The sequence below is a fragment of the Streptomyces mangrovisoli genome (assembly GCF_000974985.2).
Taxonomy (GTDB): Bacteria; Actinomycetota; Actinomycetes; order Streptomycetales; family Streptomycetaceae; genus Streptomyces; species Streptomyces mangrovisoli.
This window is the reverse complement of the sequence record NZ_LAVA02000068.1, coordinates 16351-29547: the sequence shown is the minus strand read 5'-3', so window position 1 is coordinate 29547 and position 13197 is coordinate 16351. Positions and strand designations below refer to the sequence as shown.

11 protein-coding genes are annotated in these 13197 nt (G+C 71.8%); 6 read left to right on the top strand and 5 right to left on the bottom strand.

All coding sequences use genetic code 11. The annotated features are described in order from the left end of the window. Positions 1–129 precede the first annotated feature (129 nt). Positions 130–1698 (top strand): LTA synthase family protein, encoded by a 1569-nt coding sequence (locus tag WN71_RS26430; protein ID WP_046592593.1) that lies wholly within the window; start codon positions 130–132, stop codon positions 1696–1698. 102 nt (positions 1699–1800) lie between these two features. Here WN71_RS26430 and dusB read toward each other — a convergent pair whose 3' ends face one another. Then, complete coding sequence (gene dusB / locus WN71_RS26425) at positions 1801–2943, bottom strand: tRNA dihydrouridine synthase DusB (protein WP_046592587.1); 1143 nt, start codon at positions 2941–2943, stop codon at positions 1801–1803. Positions 2944–3038: 95 nt separating this feature from the next. Between dusB and WN71_RS26420 the strand changes: the two genes are divergently transcribed. Beyond that, positions 3039–4496: an MFS transporter gene (locus WN71_RS26420; protein ID WP_046592592.1), complete on the top strand. Its 1458-nt coding sequence runs from the start codon at positions 3039–3041 to the stop codon at positions 4494–4496. Between the two features lie 50 nt (positions 4497–4546). Here WN71_RS26420 and WN71_RS26415 read toward each other — a convergent pair whose 3' ends face one another. Next, on the bottom strand, positions 4547–5557 hold the full coding sequence (locus WN71_RS26415) for a helix-turn-helix transcriptional regulator (RefSeq protein ID WP_079178131.1): 1011 nt from the start codon (positions 5555–5557) through the stop codon (positions 4547–4549). 102 nt (positions 5558–5659) lie between these two features. Here WN71_RS26415 and WN71_RS26410 point away from each other — a divergent pair, with 102 nt between their 5' ends. The 3 genes from WN71_RS26410 (at position 5660) to WN71_RS26400 (ending at position 8677) form a co-directional block, all read left to right on the top strand. Further along, on the top strand, positions 5660–7084 hold the full coding sequence (locus WN71_RS26410) for an MFS transporter (protein ID WP_046592586.1): 1425 nt from the start codon (positions 5660–5662) through the stop codon (positions 7082–7084). Positions 7085–7170: 86 nt separating this feature from the next. Beyond that, the gene (locus WN71_RS26405; RefSeq protein ID WP_046592585.1) at positions 7171–7392 is read left to right on the top strand and encodes a hypothetical protein; all 222 of its coding nucleotides are present in this window, start codon (positions 7171–7173) and stop codon (positions 7390–7392) included. Between the two features lie 136 nt (positions 7393–7528). Beyond that, on the top strand, positions 7529–8677 hold the full coding sequence (locus WN71_RS26400; RefSeq protein ID WP_046592584.1) for a serine hydrolase domain-containing protein: 1149 nt from the start codon (positions 7529–7531) through the stop codon (positions 8675–8677). Between the two features lie 171 nt (positions 8678–8848). Here the strand turns inward: WN71_RS26400 and WN71_RS26395 are convergent, their stop codons facing one another. The 3 genes from WN71_RS26395 to WN71_RS26385 form a co-directional block, all read right to left on the bottom strand. Beyond that, positions 8849–9436: a TetR/AcrR family transcriptional regulator gene (locus WN71_RS26395; RefSeq protein ID WP_046592583.1), complete on the bottom strand. Its 588-nt coding sequence runs from the start codon at positions 9434–9436 to the stop codon at positions 8849–8851. Between the two features lie 26 nt (positions 9437–9462). After that, entirely contained in the window at positions 9463–10476 is a 1014-nt protein-coding gene (locus tag WN71_RS26390) for an aldo/keto reductase (protein WP_046592582.1), read from the bottom strand. Between the two features lie 179 nt (positions 10477–10655). Continuing rightward, positions 10656–12038, bottom strand: a complete 1383-nt coding sequence (locus tag WN71_RS26385) for a glycine--tRNA ligase (RefSeq protein ID WP_046592581.1) — start codon at positions 12036–12038, stop codon at positions 10656–10658. A gap of 161 nt (positions 12039–12199) precedes the next feature. Here WN71_RS26385 and WN71_RS26380 point away from each other — a divergent pair, with 161 nt between their 5' ends. Beyond that, a complete protein-coding gene (locus WN71_RS26380; RefSeq protein WP_046592580.1) occupies positions 12200–13177 on the top strand; it encodes a metal ABC transporter substrate-binding protein in 978 nt (325 codons plus the stop codon). Positions 13178–13197: the final 20 nt, after the last annotated feature.

The following is a 13197-nucleotide window of genomic DNA, read 5'->3' as shown; positions in this document are numbered from 1 at the left end:
CCCGCCCGCCCCCGTCGCGGTCCGCGCCGGCGCTACCGCGACTGGCGGGCGGACCACCCCGCCGGCGCCACCGCCGTCTCCGTCGCCGTCACCACGCTCGCCACCGTGCTCGTGTACGTCTGCCTGGAGATGCCGAACACCCTGGGCACCCTCAAGCCGGTCGAGTTCATGCGCATACCGGCCGAGGCGATCATGGGCGCCGTCGTCCTGGTCAGCCTGCCGCGCCGGTGGCGGCTCGGCGTGGCGGCGGTCGCGGGGGCGCTGCTGGGCTTCCTGACCGTGCTCAACATGTTCGACATCGGCTTCAACGAATACCTGGGCCGGCACTTCAACATCATCCTGGACTGGAGCCTGTTGCCCGACGCGCAGTCCTACCTGAAGGACACGCTCGGCGACACGGCCGCGCTCGGCATCACGGTCGGCGCCGCGCTGCTCATCGTGCTGCTGATGGCGCTGGTCGCGCTGGCCACCGTGCGGCTGAGCAACGCGCTGGCCCGGCACAAGGCGCAGGCCTCCCGGGGCGCGCTGATCGCGGGCACGGTGTGGATCACCTGCACGGCGTTCAGCGTCCAGGTGGCCGGCGTGCCGCTCGCCGCGCAGCACACGGCGGGCGTGATCAAGACCCAGGCGCGCACCATCCAGGACACGCTGCGGGACGAGGCGGAGTTCCAGAAGATCGCCAAGGTCGACGACTACGGCAACACCCCGGGCTCCCAGCTGCTGACCGACCTGCGCGGCAAGGACGTGATCTTCACGTTCATCGAGAGCTACGGCCGCAGCGCCATCGAGGACCCGATCGAGGCGCCGGGCGTCGACAAGACGCTCGACGAGCGCACGGCGGCGCTGGAGAAGGCGGGCTACCACGCCAAGAGCGGCTGGCTGACGTCGGCGACGTACGGCGGCAGCAGCTGGCTCGGCCACTCCACCACCATGTCGGGCCTGTGGATCAGCAACCAGCAGCGCTACCGCACGGTCATGGCGAGCGACCACATGAGCCTGACGGACGCGTTCAAGAAGACCGGCGACTTCGACACCGTCGGCGTGATGCCGGGCGTGCAGAAGGGCTGGCCCGAGCAGAAGTGGTACGGCCTCGACAAGGTCTACAACGCCTTCCAGCTCGGCTACCAGGGACCGAAGTTCAGCTGGTCGACGATGCCGGACCAGTACGCGCTCCAGCAGTACCAGGACCGCGTGCACAGCAAGCCGCTGACCGACGGCAAGTCCCGGATGTCGCTGCTGATCCTGACCTCCAGCCACCAGCCGTGGGCGCCGATCCCGAAGATGGTCGACTGGGACCAGCTCGGCGACGGTTCGATCTTCGACGCGATCCACGACGCGGGCAACAAGTCCGCGGACGTCATCGCCGACACCACCAAGTCCCGCCAGGAGTACGGCAAGTCGGTCCAGTACTCGGTCACCGCGCTGACCGAGTGGCTGGAGCGCTACGGCAACGACAACACCGTGCTGGTCTTCCTCGGCGACCACCAGCCGATCGCCCGGGTCAGCGGCAACCACGCCAGCCGTGACGTGCCGATCTCGATCGTCGCGAAGGACCCGAAGGTGCTCGACAAGATCTCCGACTGGAACTGGAGCGACGGTCTGCGCCCGGCGCACGACGCCCCGGTGTGGAAGATGAGCTCGTTCCGCGACCGCTTCCTCGCGGCGTACGGCTCGACGAAGCACCCGAAGACGAGCTGACCCGCGGCAGCGGGAAACGGCCGGGGGCCGGTCACCGAAGTGGTGACCGGCCCCCGGCCGTTCCGCGCATCCGCTCGGCCCCCGGCCGTGGCACGTCGGCGCTCAGCCCCCGGACGTGTCCAGTTCCGCGTCCTCGGAGACGCCCGCGCAGTCGTAGGGGTCCTTCAGCCAGCCGTCCGGCAGCACCACCCGGTTGTTGCCGGACGTACGGCCGCGGGGCCCGTCGGCGCCCGTCGGCCAGGGCTGGTCGAGGTCCAGCTCGTCGAGGCCCGCCCGCAGCTCCGCGAGCGACGAGGTGATCGCCAGCCGCTTGCGCATCTCGGAGCCGACCGCGAAGCCCTTGAGGTACCAGGCGACGTGCTTGCGGAAGTCGATGACGCCCCGCGCCTCGTCGCCGATCCACTCGCCGAGCAGCGTGGCGTGGCGGACCATGACGTCGGCGACCTGGCGCAGGGACGGGCGGGCGACGTCGTCCGTACGTCCCTCGAACGCGGCCACGAGGTCCGCGAACAGCCACGGGCGGCCGAGGCAGCCGCGCCCGACGACCACGCCGTCGCAGCCGGTCTCGCGCACCATCCGCAGCGCGTCCTCGGCCGACCAGATGTCGCCGTTGCCGAGGACCGGGATCTCCGGCACGTGCTCCTTCAGGCGGGCGATGGCGTCCCAGTCGGCGGTGCCGCCGTAGTGCTGGGCGGCGGTGCGGCCGTGCAGCGCGATGGCGGTCACGCCCTCCTCGACGGCGATCCGGCCGGCGTCGAGGTAGGTGATGTGGTCGTCGTCGATGCCCTTGCGCATCTTCATGGTGACGGGGAGGTCCCCGGCGCCGCTGACCGCCTCGCGCAGGATCGCGCGCAGCAGGTTGCGCTTGTAGGGCAGGGCGGAGCCGCCGCCCTTGCGGGTCACCTTGGGGACCGGGCAGCCGAAGTTCAGGTCGATGTGATCGGCGAGGTCCTCCTCCGCGATCATGCGGACGGCCTTGCCGACGGTCGCCGGGTCGACGCCGTACAGCTGGATCGAGCGCGGCTTCTCGGTCGCGTCGAAGTGGATCAGCTGCATGGTCTTCTCGTTGCGCTCGACCAGCGCCCGGGTCGTGATCATCTCGCTCACGAACAGGCCCTTGCCCTCGCTGAACTCCCGGCACAGGGTCCGGAAGGGCGCGTTGGTGATGCCGGCCATCGGCGCGAGGACGACGGGCGGCGCGGCGGTGTGGGGGCCGATCTGGAGCGGGGACTCGGTCGTGGGCATTGCCCCATTGTCGCGCATCGCCGAGGCGGGTCGCCGAAGACCATGTAACTGTAATTAGTTAGACGCACTATCGATTTGCGGGTACGATGAACGGCATGCCGGAGCTCAGCCACCGCCGACGCTTCCTGGTACTCGCGATCTGCTGCATGAGCCTGCTGATCGTGAGTCTGGACGTCACGGTTCTCAACGTCGCCCTGCCGTCGATGCAACGCGACCTGCACGCCAGCACCTCGGGTCTGCAGTGGACCATCGACGCGTACACCCTGGTGCTCGCCTCGCTGCTGATGCTCGCCGGATCCACGGCCGACCGGATCGGCCGCAAGCGCGTCTTCATGACCGGGCTCGTCGTCTTCACCGCCGGTTCCGTGCTGTGCTCGCTCGCGCCGAACCTCGACACACTGATCGTCTTCCGCATGATCCAGGCGGTGGGCGGCTCGATGCTGAACCCGGTCGCGATGTCGATCATCACCAACACCTTCACCGACCCGCGCGAGCGGGCCCGCGCCATCGGCGTGTGGGGCGCGGTCGTCGGCGTCTCGATGGCCGCGGGACCGCTGGTCGGCGGCCTGCTGGTGCAGTCGGTCGGCTGGCGCTCGATCTTCTGGATCAACCTCCCGGTCGGCCTCGCCGCCCTGCTGCTCACCCTGCGGTTCGTGCCCGAGTCCCGGGCCCCCAAGGCGCGCCGCCCCGACCCGGTCGGCCAGATCCTGGTCATCGCGCTGTTCGGCGCGCTGACGTACGCGATCATCCAGGCCCCGGACCTGGGCTTCACGGCGGTCCTGCCGTTCGCCGTCCTCGCCGTGGCCGCCCTGATCGGACTCGTCCTGTACGAGCCCCGGCGCGCCGAACCCCTGATCGACCTGCGGTTCTTCCGCTCGGCTCCGTTCAGCGGCGCGACGGTGATCGCGGTGAGCGCGTTCGCCGCGCTCGGCGGCTTCCTGTTCCTGTCGACGCTCTACCTGCAGAACGTGCGGGGCCTGAACGCCCTGCACGCGGGTCTGTGGATGCTGCCGATGGCCGCGCCGACGATCCTGTGCGCGCCGCTGTCCGGGCGGCTGGTCGGCAACCGGGGGCCGCGGCTGCCGCTGCTGATCGCCGGTACCGCGATGACCGTGAGCGCGCTGCTCTTCGCGGGATTCGAGGCGGAGACGTCGAACACCACGCTCTTCGTCGGCTACGTCCTCTTCGGGATCGGCTTCGGCTTCGTCAACGCGCCGATCACCAACACGGCCGTCTCCGGGATGCCGCGGGCGCAGGCCGGTGTCGCCGCGGCCGTCGCCTCCACCAGCCGCCAGCTCGGACAGACGCTGGGCGTCGCGGTGGTGGGCGCGGTGCTCGCCGCCGGCGTGGACGCCTCGCGGTACAAGGACACCTTCGTCGAGGCCGCCCGGCCCGGCTGGTGGATCCTCGTGGCCTGCGGTGCCTCCGTACTGGTCCTGGGCGCCCTGACCAGCGGCCGCTGGGCCCGCCGGACCGCCGAGCGGACGGCGAGCGAGCTGGAGTCGGCCGAGGTGCGGGAGGTCGTGGGCGCCGGGGCCGCGGACCGCGGCTAGGGCGCAACACGCCCCAGCCTCGGGTGTCCCGGCCGGGACCGGGGGCGGCCTCAGGCGTCCTGGCCCCGCGCGGCCTCCGCCTCCAGGGCCAGCAGGTGGAGCCGCTCCAGGCGCTCGCGGGTCTGCTCGTCCTTGGGCACGTAGGTGACCATCCGCGCGCCCGACTGCGGCTCCAGCCACAGGTCGGTGTGGTCCAAAACAAGCAGCCCGACCAGGGCGTTGCGGAACTCCTTGGTCTTGGTGCGCGAGGCGACCACCTCGTAGCGCGGCCAGATCTCGCGGAACTCCGGTGACTCCGTCTCCAGCCGCTTGACCAGCATCTTCCACGCGGGCTCGCCCAGATGCCCGGCCAGCGAGGCGCGCAGCTTCGCCGCCATCAGCCGACGGGTCTCCTCCAGGTGCACGATCGAGTCGCGCCACTCGTCGTTGGTGTAGACGAGCAGCATGCAGTTGCGGTCCTCCGGCGGTACGGCGTCCAGGTCGCCCATCAGCCTCGCGTACGTGCGGTTGTACGCGAGGATGTCGTAGCGGCTGTTCTGGATGCAGGCCGGGACGGGCTCCAGGGCCCGCAGCATCTCCCGCAGGGCGGGCGTGACGCCCGTGCAGTGCGCGGCCGGTGTCGGGTCGGCGGCGCCCGCGAGCTGGAAGAGGTGCCCGCGTTCGCTCGCGTCGAGCATGAGGGTGCGGGCGAGGGCGTCGAGCACCTGCACCGAGACCTGGATGGCCCGCCCCTGCTCCAGCCACGTGTACCAGGTGACGCCGACCGCGGAGAGCTGCGCGACCTCCTCGCGCCGCAGGCCCGGCGTGCGGCGGCGGCTGCCACGGGGCAGGCCGACCTGCTCCGGGCTGATCCGCTCGCGGCGGCTGCGCAGGAACACGGCCAGCTCGTGGCGGCGGATACGGCCGCCGCGGTCGGCCGGGGCGGCCGGGGCAGCCGAAGAGGCTGTGGGCCGGGCGGCCGCCGTAGCGGCCGTGGGGGCTGCGGTAGTGGCCGTGGAGGCTGCGGTAGTGGCCGTGGAGGCTGCGGTCCGGGTCGTCGACGTGGTCACCGTGGTCGCCATGGTCTCCAGCCTGCCGTGCCGCGGACCCTGTTGCCAGGTACTTCTTGTACCAGGACAAGGACACTCTGGTACCCGTCTGGGCCGGGGCGCAGGCTCGACCGCGTGACCGAAACCATCACCTCACGCACCGTACGCCCGCCCGCGGCGCCCGCCCTGGGCGGACTCGGGCTGTTCACCGTGCTGCTGGGCGCGGCCCTCCCCCTCATCGACTTCTTCATCGTCAACGTCGCACTGCCCACCATCGGCTCCGACCTGCACGCGAGCGAGGCCGTCCTCGAACTCGTCGTCTCCGGCTACGGCCTCGCCTACGCCGTGCTGCTCGTCCTCGGCGGGCGGCTCGGCGACCTGTTCGGCCGCCGCCGGTTCTTCCTCGGCGGCATGGCCGCGTTCGGTCTGACCTCGCTGGCCTGCGGGCTCGCGCCGAGCGCGGGCACCCTGGTGGCGGCGCGGATCGCGCAGGGCGCCGCGGCCGCCGCGATGCTGCCGCAGGTGCTCGCCACCATCCAGGCGGCCACCCAGGGCCCGCGCCGCGCCAAGGCCATGGGCCTGTACGGCGCCACGGCCGGGCTCTCCATGATCGCCGGCCAGATCCTCGGCGGGATCCTGGTCGCCGCCGACATCGCGGGCACCGGCTGGCGCGCGGTGTTCCTGCTGAACGTGCCGGTCGTGCTGGCCGGCCTGGTGCTGGCGGCGCGGGCCGTGCCGGAGACGCGTTCGCAGCGCCCCGAGCCGGTCGACGGACCCGGCACGGTGCTGCTCGGCGCGGCCCTGCTCGCGCTGCTCGCCCCGCTCACCGAGGGCAGGTCGGCCGGCTGGCCGCTGTGGACCTGGCTGTCGCTGGCGGCGTTCGGGCCGCTGGCGGTGGCGTTCTGGGCGGTGGAGCGCAGGGCCGACCGGCTGGGCCGGACCCCGCTGGTCCCGCCGAGCCTGTTCGCGCTGGTCTCGCTGCGCCGCGGGCTGGTGATCATCCTCCCGCTGTCCATCGGCTTCAGCGGCTTCATGTTCGTCGTCGCGGTGGCGCTGCAGCGCGGGGCGGGGCTCGGCCCGGTCCCGGCGGGTCTCGCGCTGGCCCCGATGGCGGCCGTGTTCTTCCTCGTCTCGCTGGCCGGTCCGCGGCTGGTGGCGCGCTGGGGAACCCGGGTGGTGCCCGCGGGGGCGGTGCTCCAGGGGCTGGGCGTCGGCCTGATCGCGCTGACCGCGTGGCGCTCGTGGCCGGACCTCGGCCTGGTCCAGCTGCTGCCCGGCGCGGCGGTCGCGGGCGCGGGCCAGGCGATGCAGCTGCCGATCCTGTTCCGGATCGTGCTGTCCGAGGTGGAGCCCGCCCGCGCGGGGGTCGGCGGCGGCGTCATGATCACCACGCAGCAGTCGGCGCTCACGCTCGGCGTGGCCACCCTGGGCACGCTGTTCCTCTCCCTGGCTCCCGGCATGGGGATGCGGGACGCACTGGTGACGACGCTGCTGGTGCAGCTCGCGGGCGTGCTCCTGACCGGGCTGCTGAGCCTGCGGCTGCCGCGGGGCATCGGCTGATCCGCCGAGAATCCCCTGTTGATGTTGGTCTTGCTGCACACTCCTGCTGTTCGAGAGTTAAACCGGACGCGGACGCTGGAGGCGTCATGCCGCAGATCGACTCGAGCAAGGTCAGTCGCTGGGACCGGCACGGGCGGGAGCACGTGGTGCGGGTGCAGCGCACGGGAGTGCAGCGCACGATCAAGTGCGACACCTGCGGGTGGCGCAGGCCGGCCCAGTTCCTGCCCTGGCTGAAGGCGGAGGAGCACCTGGCCGAGGCCCACCAGGCGACGGTGGACCCGACGGCCACAGCCACGGCGGAGCGCTGAGCGGGGGCGGGGGCCGTGGACACCGTCCGTGCGCCCCGCCGCCCCGCGCCTGCCCGCCACCGATGATTTTCCGTGCGGCCCGCGGTCACCCCTGAAAACGGCGCATCGCACCCGCCCGCATCGGAGAGGCCCGCTGATGAGTGATCTGTACGACGTCCTGCGACGTCACGTCGACGACGGAACCGTGCCCGGGGCCGTGGGGCTGGTGGCCCGGGGCGAGGACGTCGAGGTGGTGGCCGTCGGGTCGGTGGACGCCGACGGCTCCGCGCCGATGGCCCGGGACTCCCTGTTCCGCCTCGCCTCGATCACCAAGCCGGTGGTGGCCGCCGGACTGCTGACGCTGCTGGACGACGGCACGGTCGGCCTGGACGACCCGGTGGCGCGCTGGCTGCCGGAGCTGGAGAAGCCGGTGGTGGTGCGCACGCCCGGCAGCCCGCTCGACGACGTGGTGCCGGCCGTGCGCCCGATCACCGTCGAGCACCTGCTGAGCTCACGGCCCGGCTGGGGCTTCCCCGACGACTTCGGACTGCCGGCCGTGCGCGCCCTGTTCGAGGTGCGGGACCCCACCCGCTCCCCGCAGCTCTCGGCGGACCAGGACGGCTGGCTGGCCGCGCTGTCCCGCGTGCCGCTGCTGCACCAGCCGGGCGACGCCTGGCTGTACAACACGGCGTCCGACCTCCAGGGCGCGCTGATCTCCCGGGCCTCGGGCCGCTCCCTGCCGGACTTCCTGGCGGAGCGGCTGTTCGAACCGCTGGGGATGGCGGACACCGGGTTCGCGGTGCCGCCCGGGAAGCGGCACCGGTTCACGTCCGCCTACCGCCCCGACGGCGTGGGCGCGCTGGTGCGCACGGACACCCCCGACGGCGACTACGCCGAACTGCCGCCCTTCGCGTCCGGCGCGGGCGGGCTGGTCTCCACCGCCGACGACTGGCTGGCGTTCGGCCGGCTGCTGCTGAACGGCGGCGAGGCGGACGGCCGGCGGCTGCTCACGCGCTCCTCGGTGGCCCGGATGACCACCGACCACCTCACGGCGGCCCAGCGCGCGGCCGGCGCCCTCTTCCTGGAGGGCCAGGGCTGGGGCTACGGCGGCCAGGTCGACATCGCCCCCGTGGACCCGTGGAACGTGCCTGGCCGCTACGGCTGGGTCGGGGGCAGCGGCACGACGGCGCACGTCGTCCCGCGGACCGGCACGGTCGGGGTTCTGCTGACGCAGGTCTCGATGGAGAATCCGACGCCTACTCCGCTGATGCGGGCGTTCTGGCGGTATGCCGCGGGGGTGATCTGAGCGTCGCCCCGCACCACCCCGGCCTGGGGCCAGGGCTTGCGGCCCACGACCCCGTGGACCGTGGTCCGCTGCCCGTGGTCCGTGGCTGGTCGCGCAGTTCCCCGCGCCCCTTTCGGGGCACGGCTGTCCGGGCGTCCCCGAAAGGGGCGCGGGGAACTGCGCGACCAGGAGTTACCGGGTCAGGCCCCGCAGGAGCAGGTCCACGACCGCGGTGAACTCCTCGTCCACTCCGGGGCGCTGCCACTCCCTGGCGTAGCCGGGGTCGTGGAAGCGCCCCGTCGCGTGGAAGACGGCGCGGGCCGCGGGTCGCGGGTCGGCGGTGAAGGCGCCGGTCGCGACGCCGGCGGCGACGATCTCCGTCAGCTGGGTGACGAGGTCCTCGATGTGCTCGCCGACCACCGAGCCGTACTCGTCGGTCAGCACGGTGTAGGTGGCGAAGAGTTCGGGGTCGTCACCCGCCTTGTGCCGCTTGGCGTCGAACAGCGCGGCCAGCCACTCCCGCAGCCGCGTCGCGGGGTCCCGGTCGGTGGCGCCCGCGATGCCCGCCAGGCGCTGCGAGGTCCGGTCCAGCCACCGCTTGGTCACCGCTTCACGCAGCGCCGCCTTGGTCCGGAAGTGCCGGTAGACGCTGCCGTGGCTGACGCCGAGCGCGCGGGCCACGTCCACCACGGTGGCCTTGGCCGGGCCGTGGCGGCGCAGCACCTCCTCGGTCGCTTCGAGGATGCGCTCGGCGGTCAGGGTCTCAGCGGGTGGTGCCATGGCCTAGACCGTACCCGGCCAGGTGGTCAGCGCTCGCTGTCGAGGTGGGCCATGGCCGCGGCCGCGTAGCGTTCGCCCGCCGCCGCGTCCGCGGGCACGGCGGCCTCGATCGCCGCGAGTTCCGCCTCGTCCAGGGTCACGTCCAGGGCGCCGAGCGACTCCGCGAGCCGCTCCCGGGTGCGGGCGCCGATCAGCGGCACGATGTCCTCGCCGCGGGAGAGGACCCAGGCGATGGCGAGCTGGGCGACGCTCACGCCCTTCTGCTCGGCGAGCTTGCGCAGCGCGTCGACGAGGTCGAGGTTGTGGTGCAGGTTGTCGCCCTGGAAGCGCGGCGAGTAGGCGCGGAAGTCGTCCTTGGCGAGCTGCCGGTCGCGGCCGAAGTGGCCGGAGATCAGCCCGCGGGCGAGCACGCCGTACGCCGTGACGGAGATGCCCAGTTCCCGGATGACCGGGAGGATCTTCCGCTCGACGCCGCGGCTGATCAGGGAGTACTCGATCTGGAGGTCGGCGATCGGCGCGGTGGCCGCGGCCCGGCGGATGGTCTCGGCGCCGACCTCGCTCAGGCCGATGTGCCGTACGTGCCCCTTCTCGATCAGCTCGGCGATGGCGCCGACCGTCTCCTCGATGGGCACGTCGGGGTCGAGGCGGGCGATGCGGTAGACGTCGATGTGGTCGACGCCGAGGCGCTGGAGCGAGTACGCGGCGAAGTTCTTCACGGCGGCGGGGCGGCCGTCGTAGCCGGACCAGCCGCCGTCCGGGTCGCGCAGGGCGCCGAACTTGACGCTGAGCAGGGCCTGTTCGCGGCGGGCGGCGGGCGCGGTGCGCAGCGCCTCGCCGACCAGCAGTTCGTTGTGGCCCATGGCGTAGAAGTCACCGGTGTCGAGCAGGGTGACGCCCGCCTCCAGGGCGGCGTGGACGGTGGCGATGGACTCGGCCCGGTCGGCGTGGCCGTAGAGCGCGGACATGCCCATGCAGCCGAGGCCGAGGGCCGAGACCTCCGGGCCGGTGGTTCCGAGGCTTCGGGTGGTGGTCGTCGTCATGCGACCCAGCCTCGCATGACAGGTGACAGATTTCAATATCTGTCATCTGTCACCCCGGCCCGCCCGCCTCGCTATCCTCCGGCTCCGGCCCGCCTTCCGGTCCCGGACATGCGGAAGGCCCCCGCCGCGAGGTCCCCGAAGGGACCCCGCGCCGGGGGCCGACGTGTGCGAGCGGTCGACTAGCAGCCGATCAGGCGACCGGCGAGGTAGCCCTCGATCTGGTCGAGCGAGACGCGCTCCTGCTTCATGGTGTCGCGCTCGCGGACGGTCACCGCGTTGTCCTCGAGCGTGTCGAAGTCGACGGTGACGCAGTACGGCGTGCCGATCTCGTCCTGGCGGCGGTAGCGGCGGCCGATGGCGCCGGCGTCGTCGAACTCGATGTTCCAGTTCGCGCGGAGCGCCTGGGCGAGGCCCTTGGCCTTCGGGGACAGCTCGGGGTTGCGGGAGAGCGGGAGCACCGCGACCTTCACCGGCGCGAGGCGGTGGTCGAGGCGCAGCACCGTGCGCTTCTCCAGCTTGCCCTTGGCGTTGGGCGCCTCGTCTTCGATGTAGGCGTCGAGCAGGAACGCCAGCATCGCGCGGCCGACACCGGCCGCGGGCTCGATGACGTACGGCGTCCAGCGCTCGCCGGCCTCCTGGTCGAAGTAGGAGAGGTCCTGGCCGGAGGCCTTGGAGTGCGCGCCGAGGTCGTAGTCGGTGCGGTTGGCGACGCCCTCCAGCTCACCCCACTCGTTGCCGCCGAACTGGAAGCGGTACTCGATGTCGGCGGTGCGCTTGGAGTAGTGGGAGAGCTTCTCCTTCGGGTGCTCGTACCACCGCATGTTCTCCTCGCGGAGACCCAGGCCGGTGTACCAGTTCCAGCGCTGCTCCATCCAGTACTCCTGCCACTGCTCGTCCTCGCCCGGCTTGACGAAGAACTCCATCTCCATCTGCTCGAACTCGCGAGTGCGGAAGATGAAGTTGCCGGGCGTGATCTCGTTGCGGAAGGACTTGCCCATCTGCGCGATGCCGAACGGCGGCTTGCGGCGCGAAGTGGTCTGCACCTGGGCGAAGTTGGTGAAGATGCCCTGGGCGGTCTCCGGGCGCAGGTAGGCGACGGAGCCGGTGTCCTGGGTCGGGCCGAGGTGGGTGGAGAGCAGACCCGAGAACTGCTTGGGCTCGGTGAACTGGCCCTTGTTGCCGCAGTTGGGGCAGTTGACGTCCGCGAGACCGTTCTCCGGCAGGCGGTTGTGCTTGGCCTCGTACGCCTCTTCCAGGTGGTCCGCGCGGAACCGCTTGTGACAGGCGGTGCACTCGGTGAGCGGGTCCGTGAAGGTGGCGACGTGACCGGAGGCGACCCAGACCTCGGGGGCCAGGATCACGGACGAGTCGATACCGACGACGTCCTCGCGCGAGGTCACCATGTAGCGCCACCACTGGCGCTTGAGGTTCTCCTTGAGCTCGACACCCAGCGGCCCGTAGTCCCAGGCGGCGCGCTGGCCGCCGTAGATCTCACTGCAGGGGAATACGAAGCCTCGGCGCTTGCTCAGGCTGACGATGGTGTCGATCTTGTCGGCGGCCACGGTGCTCTCTTCATTACGACGACGGGCGACGAAGCGAGACGCTTCACAGCGAATGCTTCAGAGTACCGGCGGGTGCTCCCCCGCGACCAAATCGGTTCCGCTTATACGCCCGCCCCCGAGCTTGTTGACAACGGTTTCCATTTTTGTTGAAAATGACAGTCATGAACACTCGACGATCCGGATCCCTCCGGCGCCACCGCATACCGGGCATCGCGGTCGCGGCGGTGACCGCGCTCGGCCTCGGCACCCTCTCCGCCTGCTCGGCCGAGAGCGCGGCCGCCGGCGGTCCGGGCACCTTCGACGTCGTCGCGTCCTTCTATCCGATGGCCTTCCTCGCCGAGCGGATCGGCGGCGCCCATGTGCACGTCACCGATCTGACGCAGCCCGGCCAGGAGCCGCACGACCTGGAGATCAGCGCCCGGCAGATGGCGGGGCTCCAGGACTCCGACGCGGTGCTCTACCTCAGGAACCTCCAGCCGTCCGTCGACGACGCCATCGCCCAGTCCGAGGTGCGCACGAAGATCGACGCGGGCACCCTGACCACGCTGGAGGAGCACGGCAACGAGGTCGGCGGCCACGCCGCCGCCCACGACACCTCCACCAACGACGAAGAGGCCGGCAAGGACCCGCACATCTGGCTCGACCCCGTGCGCTACGCGCAGGTCGCCCAGGGCGTGGGCGCCGCCTTCGAGAAGGCCGACCCCGCGCACGCGGCCGCCTACCGCAAGAACACCGCGACCCTGGTCGAACAGCTCGGCGACCTCGACACCCGCTACCGCGAGGGCCTCGCCCACACCACGTCCAAGGTCTTCGTCACCACCCACGCCGCCTTCGGCTACCTCGCCGAGCGCTACGGCCTGACCGAGGAGGCCATCAACGGCCTCGACCCCGAGTCGGAGCCCAGCGCCGCCCGCATCAAGGACCTGGAGCACATCGCGAAGGCCGACGGCGTCACCACCGTCTTCTACGAGACGCTGGTCAGCGACAAGACCGCGAAGACCGTCGCGGGCGACACCGGCCTGCGCACCGACGTCCTCGACCCGGTCGAGGGCATCACCGCCACGTCCCGCGGCAAGGACTACTTCGCCGTCATGGACGCCAACCTCACCGCACTGCGTACGGCCCTGGGGGCGAAGTGACCGGTACCCACACTCCCGCG

Coding starts and splice junctions, on each gene's coding strand:
- WN71_RS26395 (WP_046592583.1), bottom strand. CDS start 9,436: ATGGCACCACCCGCTGAGACCCTGACCGCCGAGCGCATCCTCGAAGCG.
- WN71_RS26405 (WP_046592585.1), top strand. CDS start 7,171: ATGCCGCAGATCGACTCGAGCAAGGTCAGTCGCTGGGACCGGCACGGG.
- WN71_RS26400 (WP_046592584.1), top strand. CDS start 7,529: ATGAGTGATCTGTACGACGTCCTGCGACGTCACGTCGACGACGGAACC.
- WN71_RS26430 (WP_046592593.1), top strand. CDS start 130: ATGCCGAACACCCTGGGCACCCTCAAGCCGGTCGAGTTCATGCGCATA.
- WN71_RS26420 (WP_046592592.1), top strand. CDS start 3,039: ATGCCGGAGCTCAGCCACCGCCGACGCTTCCTGGTACTCGCGATCTGC.
- WN71_RS26390 (WP_046592582.1), bottom strand. CDS start 10,476: ATGACGACGACCACCACCCGAAGCCTCGGAACCACCGGCCCGGAGGTC.
- WN71_RS26415 (WP_079178131.1), bottom strand. CDS start 5,557: ATGGCGACCACGGTGACCACGTCGACGACCCGGACCGCAGCCTCCACG.
- WN71_RS26380 (WP_046592580.1), top strand. CDS start 12,200: ATGAACACTCGACGATCCGGATCCCTCCGGCGCCACCGCATACCGGGC.
- dusB (WP_046592587.1), bottom strand. CDS start 2,943: ATGCCCACGACCGAGTCCCCGCTCCAGATCGGCCCCCACACCGCCGCG.